Origin of the sequence: Pseudomonas fluorescens group sp. (genome assembly GCF_020093335.1) — a bacterium.
Lineage (GTDB): Bacteria > Pseudomonadota > Gammaproteobacteria > Pseudomonadales > Pseudomonadaceae > Aquipseudomonas > Aquipseudomonas petroselini.
The window spans coordinates 345,424-365,991 of the sequence record NZ_JAIOKW010000002.1; the positions used below are offsets into that span (position 1 = coordinate 345,424).

A 20,568-nucleotide genomic window follows, 5' to 3' on the forward strand; every position below is an offset into this window, starting at 1 on the left:
GCCCCCTCCCACATTGGAATCGAGGTGTGGGTTAGAAATGGGTGAACGTCAGGCCCAGCTTGTAAGTGGGGCCGTACTCCTCGTACTGGCCGTTGTAGCTACGGTGGCCGGTGTAGACGAAGTACGACTCATCGGTGAGGTTCTGCGCCTCGAAGCTGACTTGCAGGTTCTTGGTCAGCGAGTAGCACGCGCTGAAGTCGACGAAGGTCTGTGCGTCGACGTGCAGGTCGTGAGCCTTGTCGTTGATCGAGGCCAGCTCATAGAGGTACGCCGATTTGTAGTTGGCCGAGACGCGCAGGCTGAGCTTGTCGTCTTCCCAACCGAGCATCAGGTTGCCGACGGTGTCGGACTGGTTGGGCAGGCTGATGTTGCGCTTGCGGTTCGTCCCGCTGGTGCTGTCGAAGCCTTCGATGTCGGCGCTGGAGCGGCTGAACGTGCTGTTGGCACCGATCAGCAGGCCGTTCCACGGTGCAGGCAGCCAGTCGAATTTCTGTGAGTAGGCCAGTTCCAGGCCGTAGAGCTTGGCGCTGTCGCCATTCGCGTAGGTGTGGGCCTCGGCGAAGTTGGTCCAGGCGCCGGTACCGGCGAGGTCGGTGTTGTAGACGAAGTTTTTGATGTCTTTGTAGAACACGAAGGCCGAGACGGTGCCGGCGCGGCCCATGAAGTGCTCGATGCCCAGGTCCAGGTTGCTCGACTCCAGGGGCTTGAGGTCCGGGTTGCCAAAGGTGGCTTCGTCATCGTCGATGACAAACCCCGGCGCCAATTGGCCGAAGGTCGGGCGCACCACCGACTTGGTCCAGGCCGCGCGCACCTGGGTGTGCTTGTCGATCTGGTAGCGCGCATGCAGGCCCGGCAGCCAGTGGTGATAACGGCGCTTGGTCTCGGTCGGCGTGAACACGCCATCGGTGGCGCCGGTGCCCTTGGCTTCAAACTCGGTGCCCTCGTAGCGCAGGCCGGCGATGAAGCGCCAGTCGTCGATATCGATGGTGTTCATCAGGTAGCCGGCGTTGATGTCTTCGCGAATGGTGAAGTCGTTGACCCGTGATTCGGTCTCGTCATAGAAGTCTGCCGGGTTGAGGCTGCCGATCAGCTGCTTGATAGCGCCGGGGCTGATGCCGGGGCCGTAGTTGCCGAGACGGTAGTCGACGCTGCCCTTCTGGAATTGGCTGAGGTTGAGCTGGTCGGCGCTGAAGCCGAGGGTGTCGAAGTCTTTGTAGACCCAGGCTTCCAGGTCGTTGTCTTTGTGGCGGCGGCTGACTTTGCCGCCGAATTTCACCTGGGACGCATAGCCGCTCAGGTCGTAGTCGCGGGCCAGGTCCAGGCGCAGGTTTTTCTCGGTGTCTTTTGTGTTCTGTTTTTCCCAGTCGACTTTGTCGAGGGTGAAGTTGCGCGCGTCGTAGAAGCCGCTGCCGATGATCGGGCGTGGTTTGTCCTGGTCATAGAAGCCGCTGTTGGCAAAGTCACCGCCGTCGAAGGTGGCACCGGCGATGTGCGCCGGGCTGTCTTCGCTGGATTGGCTGTAGCCGGCCTGGCCGCTCAGGGTCCACAGGCCGAGCATGCGTTCGCCGCCAAACACGTAGGATTGGATTTCCTGGGTTTCTTCGCGGTTTTTCAGCTTGCGCTTGGCTTCGGCGTCGCCCAACTCACCAGGTGCCTGGGGGTCGGCAAATTCGAGGCTGGCGGCGTTGCGGGTTTCGGTGTCTGTGTAGCGGCTGTAGAGGGTGCGCAGGTAGTAGCTGCTGAGGTCGTCGGGCTTGTAGTCGAAGTTCAGGCCGCCACCGGCGCGTTCGCGGCTGATGTCGTAGTCGCGCTGTTCGAACTCATTGAGCTTGGCGCCGTCGGTGAAGTCCCAGGCGCCGCCGGTCTCGACGTTGTCCGAGCCGAAGTCACGCTTCTGCCAGCTCAGCGCGGCGGCCACGCCGAAGTTGTCGATGCCGTCGCCAAGGCTGAAACGGTTGCTGGCCGCACCGGAGAATTTCGGGCTGGTCTGGCGCGTGTTCTTGTCGTAGCTGGCTTCGGTACTGCCGGTGTAGAACAAGCCCTTGTGGTCGAAGGCCGACAGGCTTTGCACATCGACCGTGCCGCCGAGGGAGTTGGCGTCCATGTCCGGCGTGAGGGTCTTGATCACCGACAGCGACTGCACCAGTTCCGAGGGCAGCACATCCAGTGCGACGGCGCGCCGCGCGCTTTCCGGCGCGGGCACCAGGGTGCCGTTGATGGTCACGCTGTTGAGGTCCGGGCCCAGGCCACGCACGCTGACGAAGCGCCCTTCACCCTGGTCGCGCTCCACGCTGATGCCTGGCAGGCGCTGCGCCGCTTCGGCGACGTTTTCATCCGGCAACTGGGCCACGCCGTCGGCATGCACCACGCTCTTGATGCTGTCGGACTTGCGCTGCTCCTTGAGTGCCTGGTCCATGGCCGCCGCCTGGCCAACCACTTCGACGTGCTCGGTGGTGGCCGCGTCGGCCGCATTCAGCCGCTCGCTGGCCATCGCCAGGGCCAAGGCGGTAAGCGTGAAGCTGACGAGCCCGGTGCGCTTGTACATGCAATCCTCCCCAAGAATCCGTTGGCGCCAGGCAACGGGCCCGGCAACTGGGAGGGCACGCTAGGGGTGGGGGATGACGGTTCTGTGACAGCGATCGGCGCGGAGCCCCGTAAACCGAGGGTTTTGCCTGATTCTCTGCTTGGAATGAGCTGATATGACCTATGGAGATCAACTGTGGGAGGGGGCTTGCCCCCGATAGCGGTGGGTCAGGGACACATTTATTGGCTGATACACCGCTATCGGGGGCAAGCCCCCTCCCACATTTTTTGCTTTTCATTGTTAGCGGCATGAGCTGATTCGACCCTCCCCCACCGTCATCCAACCGTCACATCCATCTGCTGTGCTGGCGCCCATCGCTCATTTTCCCGAGGACCCGCGGCCATGTTTTCCGTGCTCAAGCCCCACCGCTGGAAACTCTCCCTGTTGCTGATCGCCGCCAACCTCGGGCTGATCCTGCACCTGGCCTGCGGCGAGTTGAAAAGCGTCAGCGAATGGGTGTGGCTGGACATCTTCGGCGAAGGCGGATCCGCGCTGTTGGCGTTGGTCTGGCTGGGCCTGGTGCTGAAAAGCCGCCCGGCCGGGCGCGTCACCAATTACCTGGCGCTGGGCTTGTCATGCATCTTTTTTTCCTGGTGGATCGACAGCCTCGACGAGTTTATCCGCCTGCCCGACAGCATCACCTGGGACCACTGGCTGGAGTCCGGGCCGATGCCGGTGGGCATGATCCTGCTGACCATCGGCATCTACCACTGGCACCGCGAACAACTGGCAATCAGCGCACAGATGGAGAAGCGCGAGCGGCTGTTCCGTGAGCATCGGCTGTTCGACAAACTCACGCCCCTGGCCGGTGCCGACTACCTCAAGCGCCAGTTGGCCGACAGCCTGCAAGACAGCCACGACCAACAGCAACCGCTGTCACTGCTGGCGCTGGACCTGGACAACTTCGCCGCCATCAACCAGGCCTACGGGCATGCCGAGGGCGATGCCGTGTTGCAGGCCCTCAGCCATTTGTTGCTGCTCAACCTGCGCCGCCAGGACCTGCTGTGCCGCCTGGCCGGCGACCGCTTTGTGGTGCTGCTGCCCAACACCGGTGAGCGCCAGGCCAAGGAGCTCGCGCTGGAGTTGCAGCAAGCCGTGCGCGGCCTGGCCCACAAGACCCGGTTGCACGGTGAGCGCTTGCAACTGGCGGCGACCACCGCCGTGGTCATGGCCCTGGAGGAATCGCCCCCGGACTTGCTCAAGCGTCTGAACCTCGCGCTGGCGCGGGCCAAGCAACCGCTCGCGAAAAGCGCCTGAGATGGCGGTGAAAACCAACTGGTATGAAAGCGACAGCCGCTTCATCCCAGGGCATTACCAACCCGCCACGCTGATCGACCTGGCGTTGTCCCGCGACATCGACAGTCATCGCCTGCTGCGGGGTACCGGGCTGTTTCACGAGGATATCCTGGCGGGCAACGCGCGGTTGAGCCCCCAGCAGTTTCTCGCCTTGATCGGTAACAGCCGCAAGTTACTCGACGCCGACGACAGCAGCTTCCTGTTTGGGCAGCGGCTATTGCCGGGCTATTACGGCGCTGCCAGCCATGCCCTCGGCCATGCGCAAAACCTGCACCAGGCCTTGGACATATTGATCCAGCAACAGGTGCTGCTCAGCCCCTTGGTCACCCTGCAACTGGAGCTGGATGAACACCACGCCTACCTGTACTGGCTGGACAGTTGCGGCGCCGGGGAGCACTGGCGCTTTTTGCTGGAAGCCAGCATGACGTCGGTGGTCGCCATGAGCCAATGGCTCAGCGGTGAGCGGCTGCCGTGGGTGTGCAGTTTCAGCCATGCCGAGCCGCGTTACGTCGAGCAATACTGGGTACACCTCGGGGAAGACACACGCTTCGAGCGGCCGCTGGACATGCTGAGCCTCCCGCGCGAATACCTCACCCGCGCCTGGCCGGGGGCCTCGGCCACCGCAGGCCAGGTGGCGCGCCAGCAAGCCCGCGAGCAGATCGAACAGTTGGGCTTCGCCGGCAGTTTTCTCGACTGCCTCTACGCCTATTTACACGAGCAGGTGCGCCAACCGCCGAGCCTGGAACAGGCCGCGCACGCCTTCGCCATGAGCCCGGCCACCCTCAAGCGCAAGCTGCACAAGCACGACACCGGTTTTCAGCAGCAGGTGGACCGTGTGCGCAAGCAGGTGGCGTTGCACCTGTATCAGGTCAAGGGCTACAGCAATGACGAAGTGGCGGCGTACCTGAACTTCAACGATGCGGCGAACTTTCGCCGTGCATTCAAGCGCTGGACCGGCAGCACGCCCAACCTGATCCGCCAGCTGTTCAGCAGCCGCTAGCCAGGCGTTCGCGCAGGAACTCAACCAGCGCTTGCACCGGCCGCGAGCTTTGCCGGTGTTGCGGGTACACCGCCGACAGGGTCAGCGCCTCGGGGGCGAACTCGTCCAGGACCGTCACCAGGCGGCCGTCCTTCACCGCTTCGCCGACGATAAAGGTCGGCAGGTAGGTCACGCCCAAGCCCGCAATGGCGGTGTCGCGCAGCAGATCGCCGTTGTTTACACGCATGCGCCCGCTCACATTCAACGCCTGCACCTTGCCCTTGAAACGCCATTGCACCTGGCGGCCATGGCCGTAGGGCAGGCAATCGTGTTCGGCAAGGTCATCCGGCTTTTGCGGTGTACCGCGCAGGGCCAGGTAGTCGGGGCTCGCGCAGTACACCCGTGGGATGCTGGCGATACGGCGGGCAATCAAGGTGGAATCTTCCAGGGTGCCGATGCGCAGCACCAGGTCGTAGCCTTCGCCGATCAGGTCCACCGGACGGTCGCTCAAATCGACCTCCACCGACACCTGAGGATGGCGCTGCAAGAACAGCGGCAACAGGCAGCCCAGGTGAGCCATGGCAAACGACAACGGCGCGCTGAGACGGATGGTGCCGCGCGGCTCGCTGTTCTGGCCGGCGATGCCCTGCTCCACTTGCTCGACTTCACTGAGCAGGCGCAAGGCGGATTCGTAGTAACTCTGGCCGAGTGGCGTGACATCCAAACGGCGCGTGGAACGGTTGAGCAGGCGTACGCCCAGGCGGTCTTCGAGTTGGATCAGACGGCGGCTGACGAATTGCTTGGACAGGCCCAGCTGTTCGGCGGCGGCGGTGAAGCTGCCGGACTCCATGACCTGGCAGAACAGGCGCATGTCTTCAAAGGGGTTCATTGTCGCTTCTCGGTGGACATTTTCGGTTTTTATAACGGGTTTGTCGCCGCACCACAAATCGAAATGTGGGAGGGGGCTTGCCCCCGATAGCGGTGGGTCAGTCAAAGAAATTTAGACTGAAGCACCGTCATCGGGAGCAAGCCCCCTCCCACAAGGGATTACCGACAGACTTGAGAGCAGGTTATTTGGCAGTAAACGCCGAGTAGCTGTTCATCAGGTTGCGGTAGTTGGGAATGCGCGGCGACAACAGGTTGGCCAGGCCTTCCATGTCGTTGCGCCAGTCCACTTGCAGCTCGCAGGCCACGGCGAACCAGTTCACCAGTTGCGCACCGGCAGCGGTCATGCGTGCCCAGGCAGCCTGTTGCACGGTTTCATTGAAGGTGCCCGACGCGTCGGTGACCACGAATACCTCAAAGCCTTCGTCGAGGGCGCACAGGGTCGGGAACGCAACGCACACATCCGTCACCACACCGGCAATGATGATTTGCTTGCGGCCGGTCGCCTTGACCGCCTTGACGAAGTCTTCGTTGTCCCAGGCGTTGATCTGGCCAGGGCGGGCGATGTACGGCGCGTCCGGGAACAGGGCCTTGAGCTCGGGAACCAGTGGGCCGTTAGGACCGCCTTCAAAACTGGTGGTCAGGATGGTCGGCAGGTTGAAGAACTTGGCCACGTCGGCCAGGGCCAGCACGTTGTTCTTGAACTCGTTCGGGGAGAAGTCCTGTACCAGGGAGATCAGGCCAGTCTGGTGATCGACTAACAGTACGACAGCGTCATCTTTGTTCAAACGTTTGTAAGCCATGGGAATATCTCCTAACGGGTTTGGGAAATCAGAACGCAAAGCACGAGCAGCCGAACGCACCCCAGAATCCCTGGAAGTCGCTGACCGGCACGCTGGAAAGGCGCGCTTTTTCGTGGCTGTGGGCGTGCACGCCGCACGGGCCGCTGCACTGGTGAACCTGTGCCTGCAAGGGCGAAGTCGGGCGCCAATGACCCGGCACCTTGACCACCGGCGACCAGTCCGGCAGCACCGGCACACGCGGCGGTGCAAAGTCTTCGAAGTCGCCGCTGCCGTAGACCACCTTGCCGCCGACCACGGTGAGTACCGACTCAATCCACTTGATGGCTTCTTCGTCGACGCTGAAGAAGTCCGCCGACAGGGCCGCCACGTCCGCCAACTGGCCGACCTTGATCTGGCCCTTCTTGCCCTGCTCGGACGAGAACCAGGCGCTGCCATGGGTGAACAATTCCAACGCGGTGAGGCGCGGCAGGCCTTCGGCGTGCAGTTCCAGGCCGCCGACGGTGCGGCCGCTGACCATCCAGTACAACGAGGTCCAAGGGTTGTAGCTCGACACCCGCGTGGCGTCGGTGCCCGCCCCTACCGGCACGCCTTCGGCAAGCATGCGCTTGATCGGCGGCGTGGCTTCGGCCGCCTTGGCGCCGTAACGCTCGACGAAGTATTCGCCCTGGAACGCCATGCGGTCCTGGATCGCAATACCGCCGCCAAGGGCGCGTACACGCTCGATGTTTTTCGGGGTGATGGTCTCGGCGTGGTCGAAGAACCACGGCAAGCCGTTGAACGGGATGTCACGGTTGACCTTCTCGAACACGTCGAGCATGCGCGAGATGGACTCGTCATAGGTGGCGTGCAAGCGGAACGGCCAACGCTGCTCCACCAGATGGCGCACCACCGGCTCCAGTTCCTGTTCCATAGTCAGCGGCAGGTCCGGGCGTGGCTCAAGGAAGTCTTCGAAGTCGGCCGCCGAGAACACCAGCATCTCGCCGGCGCCGTTGTGGCGCAGGTAGTCATCGCCCTGGTGCAGGGTGACGCTGCCGGTCCAGTGCTTGAAGTCGCTGAGTTCTTCCTTGGGCTTCTGGGTGAACAGGTTGTAGGCGATGCGTACCGTCAGTTGCTCGTCCTTGGCCAGTTGCTCGATCACCGCGTAGTCATTGGGGTAGTTCTGGAAACCACCGCCGGCATCGATGGCGCTGGTGAGCCCCAGGCGATTGAGTTCACGCATGAACTGGCGGGTCGAGTTGACCTGGTATTCCAGCGGCAGTTTCGGGCCCTTGGCCAGGGTCGAATACAGGATCATCGCGTTCGGCCGTGCCACCAGCATGCCGGTGGGGTTGCCGTTGCTGTCCCGCACGATCTCGCCGCCCGGCGGGTTGGGTGTGTCCTTGGTGTAGCCGGCCACGCGCAGGGCGGCACGGTTGAGCAAGGCGCGGTCGTACAGGTGCAGCACGAATACGGGAGTGTCAGGCGCCGCCTGGTTCAACTCTTCCAGGGTCGGCATGCGCTTTTCGGCAAACTGGAATTCGTTCCAGCCACCCACCACGCGCACCCATTGCGGGGTGGGCGTACGGTCGGCCTGGTCCTTGAGCATGCGCAGGGCATCGGCCAGGGACGGCACGCCTTCCCAGCGCAGTTCGAGGTTGTAGTTCAAGCCGCCACGGATGAGGTGCAGGTGCGAGTCATTGAGGCCGGGAATGACGGTGCGGCCCTTGAGGTCGATGACCTGGGTGCCACTGCCGCGCAGGGCCATGGCCTCACCGTCGGTGCCCACGGCGACAAAGCGCCCCTGGCTGATGGCGACGGCGGTTGCGCGCGGGTTTTCACGGTCCACGGTGTGGAACTGGCCATTGAACAGAATCAGATCGGCGTTCATAGGGTTTCCTTTACAGAGGCTTCAAGCCAGGGAGCGAACAGACGGGTGGCCGCCGGCATCAGCAGGTAGACCACCAATACAACGATCGTCACGGTGACCAGGAAGGTGGCGACCACGTAGTTGGAGAGGAACGGGTGCAGGCGCAGAACCGGGCCCCACACGATGGGTACCAGCAGGGTCAGCGGCAGGATCACGCACAGGGTGACCACTGCTTGCTTCCAGCGGGGAGGTTTGGCGGCGCTGTCGGCCAGCGGCGCGAACCAGAATTCATTGACCGAACCGATTTCGGTTTTGTCGCCATCGGCCAGCAAGGGGGAGGCTTCGTCGATCAGCGATTTGCGCTCGGGGGAATCAAGCCAGGTTTCCAGGTCATCGGTGGAGCGGTAACGCAACACACAGGTGAACAGCGCCAGCTTGCCCTGCTTGCCGCGCACCACGTCGACACCCAGGTGGCCGGGGCGCGCGCCGGCGATCCGCACGATGCGACGCAGCCAGGCTTCGTAGTCGGTTTCGCGGCCTTCTTTGATCAGGTGCTTGACGACCAAGGTGACGACTTCGTCGGGGCTGGTTTTGGGTGTTGGGTCCATGGCTGTGTATTCCCACCTGCAGAGTTGAGCGATGGAGGGAGTGTGGTTGGGATTGGGGGCGGGGAATTGGATGTATGTGCTGTTTGACGTGGCGGCTCGCGGGCCAATCGATTCGACAAGGCAAAAAAAACCGGAAGGCCGCACACGGGCCTTCCGGTTTTTGTTACGTGTCAGGCCTTAGCGCCGTAACCCGCACCCTGAAACGTAAAATAGACTTCCTGACCTTTACCCGCCACTTTGGTAACTTCCTGATCACCGATCATCGCGTTTTTGTACCGACCATAGAACCCGTCACTCCTGACTTCACCCGCCTTGACCGTGCCGTCAGCCTCCGTCGTGAAGGGTGCGAAAAAACTGCCGCGCGTCGGTGCGATCTGGGAGCTTCGGCTGATAGCCGCACCGTAGTGTTCGACAAACCCTGTGTTACTGGCCGCCAACTCAAACTTCTGGTCGACATCAAGGTCTTCGACATGCTGCTTTACCCCAGGGTGAGCGGGGTCCGTGACATCCTGAATATAGCCCTTCAGCCTCTGGGGGTTGTCAGGGTCTCGGGTCACCGTCAGGTTATATTTATGACCAAACTCAAAATCGACCAGTGTGCTATTGCTGCCTCCTTTCCCCCCATCCGCCTCGGCGCGGCCTTTGGGCGCACTAAAGTGCGAACCAAAACCGGAAAACATCACCAGCGCCTTGCCATCCTGCCGTGGCTGAATGCCGATATAGCCGCCATCAAGAGATTTACCTTGCTCATTCCTTACGTCGAACAGCATCGCGTAATAAATCCCCCCGTCCTGGGCACTCTTGCGCTGGAGGCCCTCGTCGATAGTCATTGGAAACGTAATGTTGTTCAGCCCTGAGCCGGCGGCGGGAATTGAGTAACTCACAGCAAACAACCCGTTGGGTGAGCTGGCCGTTTTCTTGATCTCGAGCTTCGGGTCGTCGACCTTGTCCAACGTTGAGGCCTCAACCGTCCTCAACGACGAACCCGGCGTGACTGCCACCTCTCTTCTTGAACGCGTGACGGGCGTATCCGACGCGATCACAGGGCCGCTCGGGTGTTCCATCGGCGGCGGCACGGGAACATTAGGAGAAGGCTCAGCCACTGTTTGTGGGATAAATTGCGGTCTTTGAATATGCATATCAGCGACAAGCCTCCTCTGGAAAAGTTAACCCATGCTAGAAGGCCTTCACCCACGCAGGCTGCCGGAAACAACGCTCGGAGGGACAAGACTTTGCTTAACGTCGATGCCGATCGGATTCAAATTATTGCGGCTGTCTGCCAACCACACCTAAAGCGCCCTCGACATATGCTCCGCAATCCGCCCCCGTAGCCAACGCTCCGCCGGATCATTGTCATGCACCCCGCTCCACACCATCGACAACTCCGCGGCATCAATGGCAAAGGGTGGGTCCTGCGCGCGTATCGCAGTGCCCTCGGTCAACGCACAGGCCGCATAATCCGGCACCGTCGCAATAATCTGCGTACCCGCGAGCAACGCCCGCAGCCCGCTGAACTGCGGCACCGCCAACACCACCCGCCGTGCCCGGCCGATACGCGCCAGGTCCAGGTCAATGTTGCCGCTCAAGTCCCCGGAAAACGACACCATCGCATGGGGCCGCTCGCAGTAGTCGTCCAGGGTCAGCGGCTCAACACCGTCATCCCCACGCAGTACCTTGCAGGGGATATCCCGCAGTTTCTTGCGCTTGGCATTCGCCGGCAATTCGGTGGTGTAGCTCACGCCCACCGTGATCTCGCCACTGGCCAATAACGACGACATCAACAGGTAATTGGCGCGGCGCACCACCACGACAATGCCTGGGGCTTCTTCGCGCAGTTGGCTGAGCAACGGCGGGAACAGGCCGAACTCGGCGTCGTCGGACAGGCCGATGCGGAACACTGCGCAGCTGGTAGACGGGTCGAAATCCTTGGCGCGGCTGACAGCACCCGAAATGATGTCCATGGCCGGCTGCAACTCCTTGAGTATCGCCACGGCACGCGGCGTGGGCTCCATGCCCCGCCCGTTGCGCAGCAGCAATGGGTCGTCGAACAAATCGCGCAAGCGCCCCAGCGCCGCGCTCACCGCCGGTTGGCCCATAAAGAGTTTTTCGGCGACCCGGGTCAGGTTCTTTTCGAACATCAGCGCTTCGAAAATCACCAGCAGGTTCATGTCGACGCGGCGCAGGTCGTTGCGGTTCATGGTGGTATCCAAACGGTTGGCAAGCGCACAGGGAAGCACGCGGAGCGCTAGCGCGATTGCACGTCTGTGCTGTCTTTTCCGCGTACGTACCTGGCGAAATTAACAACGATTAACTCGTCAGCCAGGCGGTCCGGCAACAAGATTAGCGGCGTCTACACTGCACCCATTCACCGGGAACGCTCCCATCGACTGCGGATTTTCGTCATGGCCCGACTTGAGCAGCATGCTCCTCGCTTATCCGCTACCGGCGGCCTATGCCCCCGGCGCGAGCGTATCGCCAAGCAATTGATCCTCGCCAACCTCGGCGAAAGCCTGGCCATTGCCGACCTGGCCCAGGCCTGCGCGTTGTCGCGCAGCCATTTTTCCCGCGCGTTCAAGTGCACCACCGGGCTGTCGCCGCAGGAGTGGATTCGCGAGCAGCGCATCCAACGGGCCAAGGAACTGATCACCGGTTCGCGCCTGAGCCTGACGCAAATCAGCCTGGAATGCGGGTTTTGCGACCAGGCGCATTTCTGCCATATGTTCACCCGCAGCGAAGGGGTCAACCCGATGACCTGGCGAAATCACCAATTGCGTCACAAGCCTCAAGTGATTGCAGCCTAGTGGTCCGCACGTACCTGGAATATGCTGGCCGCTTCCCCCTCCACGAACAGGGTCCCCATGAGTGACCTCAGCGACCAGGCCGTGCATTTCGGCCCCTACCGCATCCACCCGCGCCAACGCCTGGTGCTGGAGGCGGGTCGTCCGTTGCGGCTGGGGCGGCGTGCGGTGGATATCCTGATGATCCTGCTGGAGCAGGCCGGCAATGTGGTGAGCAAGCAAGAGTTGATCGCCCGTGTCTGGCCCAAAAGCGTGGTGGAAGATGGCAACCTGCGAGTGCACATGGCAGCCTTGCGCAAGGCCTTGGGCGATGGCCAGGCCGGGCAGCGCTATATCGTCACCGTGGCCCAGCGTGGCTACAGTTTTGTTGCGCCACTGAGCATCGAGCCGATGACGCTACCCGCCGAGGGCGCCCCCCAACGCCCGTGCCACAACCTGCCGTTGCGCCGCACCCGCATGATCGGCCGCCAGGCCCTGATCGACAGCCTGGTGCAGAACCTGCCCGCGCAACGCTTTATCACCCTGACAGGCGCCGGCGGCATCGGCAAGACCACCGTCGCCCTGCGCGTGGCGGAATTGCTGATCGGGCATTACCGCGACGGTATACGCCTGCTGGACCTGGCGCCGCTCAGCGCGGCGTCGATGATCCTGCCCAATCTCGCCGCCCTGCTCGACCTCAACCACGCAGAACAAGAGCCGCTGGTCACGTTTGCGCGCAGCCTGCAGGAGCGCCAGTTGCTGCTGGTGATCGACAACTGCGAGCACCTGCTGGACGACATCGCCCTGATCAGCGAAACCCTGCTGCGCCACGCGCCCCGCTTGCACATCCTGGCCACCAGCCGCGAGGCCTTGCGCGCCGAGGGCGAGTACGTGCAGCGCCTGGAACCGCTGGCCTGCCCTCCGGCCACCGGCAACCGCGCCCAGGCGCTGGGCTACCCGGCCCTGCAACTGTTGATCGAGCGGGCCATGTCCCATCAGGACAGCTTTGAATTAAGTGAAGCCGAACTGCCACTGGCGATTGATATCTGCCAACGCCTGGACGGCATCCCCCTGGCCATCGAGTTGGTCGCGGCGCAGATCGAACGCTTTGGCCTGTCCGGACTGCTGGTGCAGATGGAGGACAATTTCCGCTTGCTCACCCGTGGCAGGCGCAACGCGCTGCCCCGCCATCAAACCCTGCGCGCCACGCTGGACTGGAGCTTTGAGCTGCTGACGGCCTGCGAGCAGATCTGCCTGCGCCGGCTGGCGGTGTTCCGGGGCGGGTTCAGCCTGGCCAGCGCGGCGGCGGTGATCGCCGGGGAAGAGGTCGCACCCGCCGAGGTGCTGGGTTCAATCACCCAGTTGGTCGCCAAGTCCTTGCTCAATGTGGAGGTCGGTGATGACGAGATGGTCTATCGCCTGCTGGATATCACGCGCACCTACGCCCTGGAAAAACTCAGCGTCGCCGATGAGCTCGATGCCACCCGCGGGCGCCATGCCGAGCGCTGCCTGGCGCTGATGGAGCAAGCGCGCGAGGACTGGCAATTGATCGCCACCCAACCCTGGATCGACCGCTATGCGCCGCTGCGTGAAGACATCCGCTCGGCCCTCGACTGGGGGCTCGCGCAAGGGGGCGAACACTTGCTGGCAATCCGCTTGACGGTCAGCGCCATGCCGCTGTGGCAAGAGTTGTCGTTACTCAGGGAGCACCGTTTGTATGTGGACCAGGCGTTGGCGCTGATGAGCCGGGCCGCCTCGCCCTGCCCGCGCTTGACGATGCAACTGCAATTGGCGCTGGGCAGCCTGTCCTATCACGCCATGGGCGGTGCCCCGCAGACCATCGCCGCGTTTGTCAGCGCCCGCCGCCTGGCCGAGGAGCGTCAGGACGTCGCGGGTCAATTGCGCGCGGTCTCCGGGCATATGGCGGTGAACCTGTGTGCAGGCCTGTATCGCCAGGCACTGGCGCAGAGCGAGCAGTTCGATCGCCTCGATCCGCGCACCGACCCGCAACTGGACGTCAGTGCCCAGCGCCTGCGCGTACTGGCGCAGCACTACAACGGCAATCAGGCGCTCGCCCGGCACAATGCTGAGCAAGTGATCCAACGCATGGCGCACAGCGGCCACCTCAATCGGTTCGCCCACGGCATTGGCGTGCAATACGACCAGAGCGTGGCCTCACTGACGGTGTTGGCGCGGATCCTGTGGCTGCAGGGTTTTCCCGAGCAAGCCTGGCGTACCGCCAGCCAGGCGTTGGCGTTGGCGCTGCAGATCAATCACGGCACCTCCATCTGCTACACCCTGGCCCTGGCAGGCGTGGTCATCGCCCGTTACAACGGTGACGAGCACGCCGCCCAGAGCCTGCAAGCGTTGTTGCTGGAACACGCGCACAAGCACTCGGTGCAGTTGTTTCAGACCTGGGCGGGGCACTATGCCGGCATCCTGGGGCACCAGGATCTGCAAGGCTTGGGGCTGATCGAGGACATCCTGATCACGCTGGGTGCACACGCCGTGGATGACCCAGGGTTTGAACGCGCACGCACGGGCGGCGCGGGCTGGTGCGCAGCGGAAATCCTGCGGGTACGCGCCGCGAGCATCGCGGATCCCCGTGCGAGCGAAACGCTGCTGCTCGACGCCCTCGGGCTGGCGCACCAGCAAGGCGCACTGGCCTGGGAGCTACGTTGCGCGACGTCGTTGGCGCAGCTGTGGCAGACCCAAGGTCGCCTGCAGGCTGCACGCGACGTGCTGGGTTCGGTCCATGCGCGCTTTACCGAAGGCTTTGCCACCCCGGACCTAGTCCGCGTACGCCGCCTGCTCGACGAGTTGCAAGACAAACGGCCGGCCTGAGAACGGCCCCAAGTAATGCCCATCGCCCTGCTGCAACCGTGCCACCTGCACCGGGTCACGCAGGTGGGCCAGCGCATAGCTGCGCACGCAGTTGAGCAGGCGATAACGCGAATGCCCCGGGCCGGGTTCAAGGGTCAGCAATGAGGTATCCACCAGACGCCCCAGCAGGTAGGACAGGTCGGCATGTTCCAGCTCCGAGCCAGCGACCAGCTCGCTCAGGGTGGGTAAGGTCACCGCCATCTTGAACAACCCCAATTGCAAGAACAGCCAGCGCTCCGGCAGGCTCAGCCGCTGGTAGGTCCAGTCCAAGGCTGCGATCAGCGATTGGTGGCGCTCCACCGCCGTGCGACGGCCTCGGGTCAGCACCTGCAAGCCCTTACACAATTGCTGCTGCAAGCCACGCACGCCCAGGGCATCCACTTGGGCCGCGGCCAGCTCCAGTGCGAGAGGGAGACCATCCAGGCGTCGGCAGATATCACGCAGCGGCGCCAAGTCCTGGAGCCGCAACACAAACCCCTGTTGCCCGGCGCTTGCCCGCGCCACGAACAGTTGTACAGCCGGGTAGGCCATGGCGTGTTCGACACTGCCCAGCGCCGACGGTGCAGGCACCGCCAACCGGGGCACGCGCTGCACCCATTCGCCCGGGACATGCAAGGCTTCACGACTGCTGAGCAGCACGCTGACCTGGGGGGCTGTTTCACGTAGCACGCGCACCAGGTGCCGGCAGGCGCCAAGCAGCAAGTCGGCACCATCCAGCACCAGCAATAGCTGACGGGAGGCCAATTGACGGCACAGCTGTGTGGCGTTGGCGCTGGGTTCAAGGTGCAGCGCCGTGGCCAGGTGGCGCAGCATGGTCATCGGCGCCTCCACCGTGGCCAGGTCGACCCACCACACGCCGTCCCGGTAACGCGGCAATACCCGTTCGGCCAACGCCAGGGCCAGGGTACTCTTGCCGACACCGGCGCACCCGGTCAGGGTCATCAGGCAGTGCCCGGACAGGCGTCGCGTCAGCACGCCCAACAACGCCTCACAGCCGATCACCGCACTGAGGCGTGCCGCCAGGTTGTGTCGGGGTGTCATGGCAGGCATAGCCCCCTGCACCTTGGCGGCGAAGCAATAGCCACGCAGGGGATCGTTGAGGATATAGCGTTGGCCATCGAGGGCGCGGCGCAGTGCCGCAATGTGCACACGCAGGTTGTTTTCTTCCACCACGCTGTCCGGCCACACCCGCTCGATCAAGATGGACTTGCTGACGTACTGCCCGGGCGTTTCCAACAGCACCGCGAGGATATCCAGCGCACGCCCACCCAGAGGCACCGGCAAGCCTATCTTGCTGACCAACCGCTGTTGCCGGTGAAAGGCATAGATGCCGAAGCGCACCGTGCCATCAACGTCAATCGCCTGAGGGTTGTTCATGTCTGTCATCGCGCTGAAACACCCGGCCTTGGGCGCCTGCGCATCCTTTTCCATGGGCTTGACGCTATCTTGCCAGCTACCAATGACAGGACAATGCTGGCACGGGGAGCGATACGGACAATCGAGTGCGCCAGACGGACATTCTGTCGTTAACTGAACTGTTGTCGGTACTGGGTCGGGTTGAGACCGAGTTTTTCACTGAACAGAAAGCGCATATGCCGCACGCTGCCGAAGCCTGCATGGAAGGCCACGGTCTTGAGCGGCAGGTCAGTGGACTCCAGCAACTGCCGGGCACGGTCGATGCGCGCGCCTTGCAGGAAGGCCATCGGCGTCATCTGCACCTCCCTGGCAAACAACCGTGCAAAGTGGCGAGCGCTCATGCCGGCCAGCTCAGCCATGGATTCGATGGTGAACGGCTGGTCCAGGTGCGCCAGCACGTGGTTCTGCACGCGGGTGATCGCGGTTTCCTGGGGTGCCACGGCAGCCGTCATCGGGCTGAACTGCGCCTGGCCGCCCTGGCGCTTCATCACCACCAGCAGCACCTTGGCCACTTCCACCGCGACTTGCTTGCCGTGGTCCTGGGCAACGATCGATAACGCCAGGTCGATCCCGGCCGTCACCCCGCCCGAGGTGATCAGCCGCCCGTCCTGCAGGTAAATGCGATCGGTCTCGACGATCGCCTTGGGGAAGGCCTTGATCAGCCGCTCGGTGTAGTGCCAGTGGGTGGTCACACGGTGATTGTCCAGCAGGCCGGCATGCCCGAGCACAAAGGCACCGGTGCAGATCGAACCAAAGCGTGTGGCGCGAGGTGCAGCCTCTTTGAGCCACGGCAACAACGCGGGGTGGCATTCGTTGTAGGCGCCGGGGCCACCGGGTACGAGTAACAGGTCGTAGGCATCGTGCGCCTGGTCCAGCAACAGGTCGGCCTGCACCACGACGCCATTGGAGGCACGCAAGGGGCCAGGCTCGGTGCCGAGGGTGAGGATCTGGTAATGCGCCGCCGCCGGCAGGTAGCGGTTGGCAATCGAAAACACTTCCAGCGGCCCGGCCATGTCGAGCAGGAGGAAGTCCGGAAACAGCGCCATGGCCACGGTTTTCATAAACACAAAGATCCATCGAGAAAGAATGCGGCGGGCATTATGACACGTTCGAAACTGTCAACTCATATGAGACAGTTATTCAGTTTTTATCTTCTTAATGAATTCTGCAGTAACCATTAATCTTCTTCTCAACGCAGGAGCCCTGCATCTCGCAGCCCGCTCCCACTTGAGGACAAGACCATGCTGACTCTTCGCAAAGCTTCCGAACGCGGCGCCGCCAATCACGGTTGGTTGAAGTCGTTCCACACCTTCTCGTTCGCCAACTACTGGAACCCGAATGAACAGGGTTTTTCCGACCTGCTGGTGATCAACGATGACCGCGTCGCCGCCGGTAAAGGCTTCGGCCAGCACCCGCACCGCGACATGGAAATTTTCTCCTATGTGCTTGAAGGCGCGCTGGAACACAAGGACACCCTCGGCACCGGTTCGGTGATCCGCCCTGGCGATGTGCAACTGATGAGCGCCGGCAGCGGCGTGGCCCACAGCGAGTTCAACCACAGCCAGAGCCGTGGCGTGCACTTCCTGCAAATCTGGATCGTGCCGGCCGTGGCTGGCGCCGAACCACGCTATCAGCAGGAGCACTTCAGCGAGGCGCAGAAACGTGGACGCTTGCAGTTGATCATCTCGCCGGACGGCAACGACGGTTCCCTCAGCGTGCGCCAGGACGCACGGGTATATGCCGGGCTGTTCAACGGTGACGAAACCGCCACCCTCGACCTGCCGCCGGATCGCCATGTGTACATCCATGTGGCCCAGGGCAGCGTTGAAGTCAACGGCCAGCGCTTGCAGGAAGGCGATGGCGCCCGAGTGCGGGATGAGCGGCGGATCCGTCTGAGCCACGGCGAGGACGCCGAAGTGCTGGTGTTCGACCTGCGCCCGCAAGAACTGCCGCAGATGCCATGACTGGCGCTGCGATGGCCCCGTATACCGGGCCATCGCTGGCATCGATAGTCACCATCAGCGCAATGAAGTTCTCTAAAAAAATGCACCGCGTAACATCAAACCCATACCAGCAACATCCAAACTAAAACACTCGGAGCACACTCTCATGAAACGCCAAATCTTGCTTAGCCTCGCTTTCTCGGTACTCGCTGCAAACGCATTTGCTCACCCTGTTGTCGCTGAAGGCGGTGCGGATCGCCTGATCGACAGTCGTGTTGCAGAGGGTGGCGCCGACCGCCTGCAAGGCAACCGCGTAGCCGAAGGGGGTTCCGACCGCCTGCTGGAACGCCGTGTCGCTGAAGGTGGTGCTGATCGTCTGCAGGAACGTGGTCTGGCTGAAGGCGGTGCTGATCGTCTGCAGGAACGGGGTCTGGCTGAAGGCGGTGCTGATCGTCTGCAGGAACGTGGTCTGGCCGAAGGCGGTGCTGATCGCCTGCAGGAACGTGGCCTGGCTGAAGGCGGTGCTGATCGCCTGCAGGGCAACAACGCATAATCCCGCGCTGTTTGCGGGAACCCCAAACCGGCCTGATCAGCCGGTTTTTTTTCGTCTGTTGTTTCTCCCCACAGCGCCGCCCTGTCGGTCGGTTGCCGCGTTTCGATACGCTGTGGTGAGGGCGTTTTTGGTCGCGTGTATCGAGGGCGATGCGCAGCTGCGTTGTTGAATCAAACCGGATGGGCGAGGAATTTCTTGCGATACGCCGCCGGCAACAGGCCCACCCGCTGCTGGAACAGGCGCCGGAAAGAGTTGCTGTCTTCGTAGCCCACCGCGTAGGTGATACTTTCCAGCGTCATGCGGGTCGACTCAAGCATCTGCTTGGCCCGTTCCAGGCGCAGGGTTTGCAGGTAGGCAATCGGCGTATAGCCGGTGGCCTCCTTGAAGCGCCGCTTGAAGTTGCGCACGCCAAAACCGAAGCGCTGGGCGACCGCGTCGATGACCAGCGGCTCGGCGAAGTGCTGCTCCAGCCAGTGCTGTACCCGCAGGATCTCGCCGTCGCCATGGCTTTTGGGCAGCGACCACATGGCGTACACCGACTGTTCGCTGCGCACAGTATCGATCAACAGGTATTTGCCACAGGTGTGGGCCAGCTCCGGCGAGCCGAAACGCCGAATCAGGTGCAGCATCAAGTCCATCGCCGCACTGGCGCCACCGCAGGTAATCACGCGGTTTTCTTCACACAGAAGCTGCGCGTCATCCAGGCTCACGTCCGCGTAGCGACGCCGAAACAGCTCGGCGAACGCCCAGTGGGTGGTGGCGCGCAGGCCTTGCAGCACACCGGTTTCGGCCAGTAAGAACGTCGCGGTACACATCGAAGCCAACACCGCGCCGCGTGCATGCTGCTCGCGCAACCAGGGGCCGTAGGCGGGAAAGCTCGGCAGGGCTTCTTTCAAGGTGAACAGAAAACCTGGGATCAGCACCAGGTCGGTCTGCGCGATCTGCGTCACCGCGCGGTCCACCTGCAAGCGCTGGCCGCCCCAAGCCTCCACGGCCTGGCCGTCCAGGGAGGCGACCACGACTTCAAAAGGTGGGCTGTCGGCAAACAGGTTGGCGGCACTGAGCATCTCCACCGCCAGGGTGGCACTGGCGGCGGAACAACGTTCAGCCAGGAGCAAGGTGATGTGCATAAAAGAAACCCGGATTGCGCTTTTCGCATGTAATAAGTCATTTGCGCACCTACCTTAGCCGATTCCGCGCCCTTACAGTGCAGCCATTAATCAACTGCCTGGCGTGTTTATGAATCTCTGGTTTCGCTTGCTCTTCATGCTGTCACGGCGCCCCTGGCGCAAACCGGCCCATGGCCTGGCCACCACCGTGGTGCGCATGCGCGTGTGGCCGCTGGACCTGGATCTCAACCGGCACGTCACCAATGGCCGCTATTTTTCCCTGGCGGATGTTGCACGCATGGATTTCGTGTTGCGCACCGGCGCGTTTCGCGTGGCGTTGCGCAACAAGGCGCTGCCGATCGTGGGCGATACCTGGGGCAAGTTCCGCCGCGAGTTGAAGCTGTTTGAAGTGTTCGAGGTGCACACCCGCATGCTCGGCTGGGACCATAAGTGGAGCCTGATGGAACACCGCTTTGTCAGCAACGGCCGCGTGGTCGGCGTGGTGGTCATGCGCGGGCTGTTCCGTTCGGCCAAAGGCACCCTGCCCCCGAGTGATTTTGTGCGCGAGCTGGGTTTGGATGAGACGTCGCCGCCAATGCCGCAATGGCTCAGCGACTGGGCGCACAGCTGTGATCAGATGAGTGTGCAGTTGCGGGGGGAGGAGCAGGCGTGAGGGCGGGCGGTTAACGAGCGCCTGTCTGTTTTTTCAAGTGGGCTTCGGCGTCCTCCCTGGCAATGTACAGAAAGCCTTTGCCCTCTTGCACCTTGAACAGCACCTTCATGGCGACGCCTTTTTCCAGATCATTGCGGGCGGTATTTTCCGAAATATCATAGTCATGGGTAAGCTCCTTGGGCGTGAAGATGCGCCCAGGGTGCTGCAGCACTT

18 protein-coding genes are annotated in these 20,568 nt (G+C 62.7%); 7 read left to right on the forward strand and 11 right to left on the reverse strand.

Features of this window, described 5'->3' with window-relative positions:
• Positions 1-31: 31 nt before the first annotated feature.
• Positions 32-2,545, reverse strand: a complete 2,514-nt coding sequence (locus K7431_RS04490; RefSeq protein WP_012724842.1) for a TonB-dependent receptor — start codon at positions 2,543-2,545, stop codon at positions 32-34.
• A gap of 381 nt (positions 2,546-2,926) precedes the next feature.
• Here K7431_RS04490 and K7431_RS04495 point away from each other — a divergent pair, with 381 nt between their 5' ends.
• Together K7431_RS04495 and K7431_RS04500 are read left to right on the forward strand one after the other, a co-directional pair.
• Positions 2,927-3,841, forward strand: a complete 915-nt coding sequence (locus K7431_RS04495) for a GGDEF domain-containing protein (protein WP_012724843.1) — start codon at positions 2,927-2,929, stop codon at positions 3,839-3,841.
• A 1-nt stretch (position 3,842) separates the two neighbouring features.
• Positions 3,843-4,880, forward strand: a complete 1,038-nt coding sequence (locus K7431_RS04500; protein ID WP_012724844.1) for an AraC family transcriptional regulator — start codon at positions 3,843-3,845, stop codon at positions 4,878-4,880.
• Here the strand turns inward: K7431_RS04500 and K7431_RS04505 are convergent.
• The 6 genes from K7431_RS04505 to K7431_RS04530 all read right to left on the reverse strand — a co-directional run bounded on the left by K7431_RS04505 (position 4,867) and on the right by K7431_RS04530 (position 11,199).
• On the reverse strand, positions 4,867-5,748 hold the full coding sequence (locus K7431_RS04505; RefSeq protein ID WP_012724845.1) for a LysR family transcriptional regulator: 882 nt from the start codon (positions 5,746-5,748) through the stop codon (positions 4,867-4,869). The two genes, K7431_RS04500 and K7431_RS04505, sit on opposite strands and share 14 nt — an antisense overlap.
• 181 nt (positions 5,749-5,929) lie before the next feature.
• Entirely contained in the window at positions 5,930-6,547 is a 618-nt protein-coding gene (ycaC, locus tag K7431_RS04510; protein ID WP_012724846.1) for an isochorismate family cysteine hydrolase YcaC, read from the reverse strand.
• Between the two features lie 28 nt (positions 6,548-6,575).
• Positions 6,576-8,414, reverse strand: a complete 1,839-nt coding sequence (locus tag K7431_RS04515; RefSeq protein ID WP_012724847.1) for an amidohydrolase — start codon at positions 8,412-8,414, stop codon at positions 6,576-6,578.
• Complete coding sequence (locus K7431_RS04520) at positions 8,411-9,001, reverse strand: antibiotic biosynthesis monooxygenase (protein WP_012724848.1); 591 nt, start codon at positions 8,999-9,001, stop codon at positions 8,411-8,413. The genes K7431_RS04515 and K7431_RS04520 overlap by 4 nt, the downstream gene beginning before the upstream one ends.
• 170 nt (positions 9,002-9,171) lie before the next feature.
• Positions 9,172-10,140: a hypothetical protein gene (locus K7431_RS04525; RefSeq protein ID WP_012724849.1), complete on the reverse strand. Its 969-nt coding sequence runs from the start codon at positions 10,138-10,140 to the stop codon at positions 9,172-9,174.
• 150 nt (positions 10,141-10,290) lie between these two features.
• Entirely contained in the window at positions 10,291-11,199 is a 909-nt protein-coding gene (locus K7431_RS04530; protein ID WP_012724850.1) for a LysR family transcriptional regulator, read from the reverse strand.
• A gap of 204 nt (positions 11,200-11,403) precedes the next feature.
• Here K7431_RS04530 and K7431_RS04535 point away from each other — a divergent pair, with 204 nt between their 5' ends.
• Positions 11,404-11,802 (forward strand): helix-turn-helix domain-containing protein, encoded by a 399-nt coding sequence (locus tag K7431_RS04535; protein ID WP_043205510.1) that lies wholly within the window; start codon positions 11,404-11,406, stop codon positions 11,800-11,802.
• A 57-nt stretch (positions 11,803-11,859) separates the two neighbouring features.
• Positions 11,860-14,622 (forward strand): ATP-binding protein, encoded by a 2,763-nt coding sequence (locus tag K7431_RS04540; RefSeq protein ID WP_012724851.1) that lies wholly within the window; start codon positions 11,860-11,862, stop codon positions 14,620-14,622.
• Here K7431_RS04540 and K7431_RS04545 read toward each other — a convergent pair.
• Both K7431_RS04545 and K7431_RS04550 read right to left on the reverse strand, forming a co-directional pair.
• Entirely contained in the window at positions 14,569-16,092 is a 1,524-nt protein-coding gene (locus tag K7431_RS04545) for a winged helix-turn-helix domain-containing protein (RefSeq protein WP_012724852.1), read from the reverse strand. The two genes, K7431_RS04540 and K7431_RS04545, sit on opposite strands and share 54 nt — an antisense overlap.
• Positions 16,093-16,187: 95 nt before the next feature.
• On the reverse strand, positions 16,188-17,138 hold the full coding sequence (locus K7431_RS04550) for a GlxA family transcriptional regulator (protein WP_043205512.1): 951 nt from the start codon (positions 17,136-17,138) through the stop codon (positions 16,188-16,190).
• 180 nt (positions 17,139-17,318) lie between these two features.
• Between K7431_RS04550 and K7431_RS04555 the strand changes: the two genes are divergently transcribed.
• The gene (locus K7431_RS04555) at positions 17,319-18,041 is read left to right on the forward strand and encodes a pirin family protein (protein ID WP_012724854.1); all 723 of its coding nucleotides are present in this window, start codon (positions 17,319-17,321) and stop codon (positions 18,039-18,041) included.
• Positions 18,042-18,186: 145 nt separating this feature from the next.
• A complete protein-coding gene (locus K7431_RS04560) occupies positions 18,187-18,573 on the forward strand; it encodes a hypothetical protein (RefSeq protein WP_043205513.1) in 387 nt (128 codons plus the stop codon).
• Positions 18,574-18,743: 170 nt separating this feature from the next.
• On the opposite strand, the gene K7431_RS04565 is transcribed toward K7431_RS04560, so the two are convergent.
• Positions 18,744-19,703 carry a GlxA family transcriptional regulator gene (locus K7431_RS04565; RefSeq protein WP_012724855.1) on the reverse strand — a complete coding sequence of 320 codons (960 nt, stop codon included), beginning with the start codon at positions 19,701-19,703 and terminating at the stop codon, positions 18,744-18,746.
• 109 nt (positions 19,704-19,812) lie between these two features.
• On the opposite strand from K7431_RS04565, the gene K7431_RS04570 reads away from it, so the two are divergent.
• Positions 19,813-20,355: an acyl-CoA thioesterase gene (locus K7431_RS04570; protein ID WP_012724856.1), complete on the forward strand. Its 543-nt coding sequence runs from the start codon at positions 19,813-19,815 to the stop codon at positions 20,353-20,355.
• Positions 20,356-20,365: 10 nt separating this feature from the next.
• Here K7431_RS04570 and K7431_RS04575 read toward each other — a convergent pair whose 3' ends face one another.
• Complete coding sequence (locus K7431_RS04575; RefSeq protein WP_012724857.1) at positions 20,366-20,566, reverse strand: DeoR family transcriptional regulator; 201 nt, start codon at positions 20,564-20,566, stop codon at positions 20,366-20,368.
• Positions 20,567-20,568 lie beyond the last annotated feature (2 nt).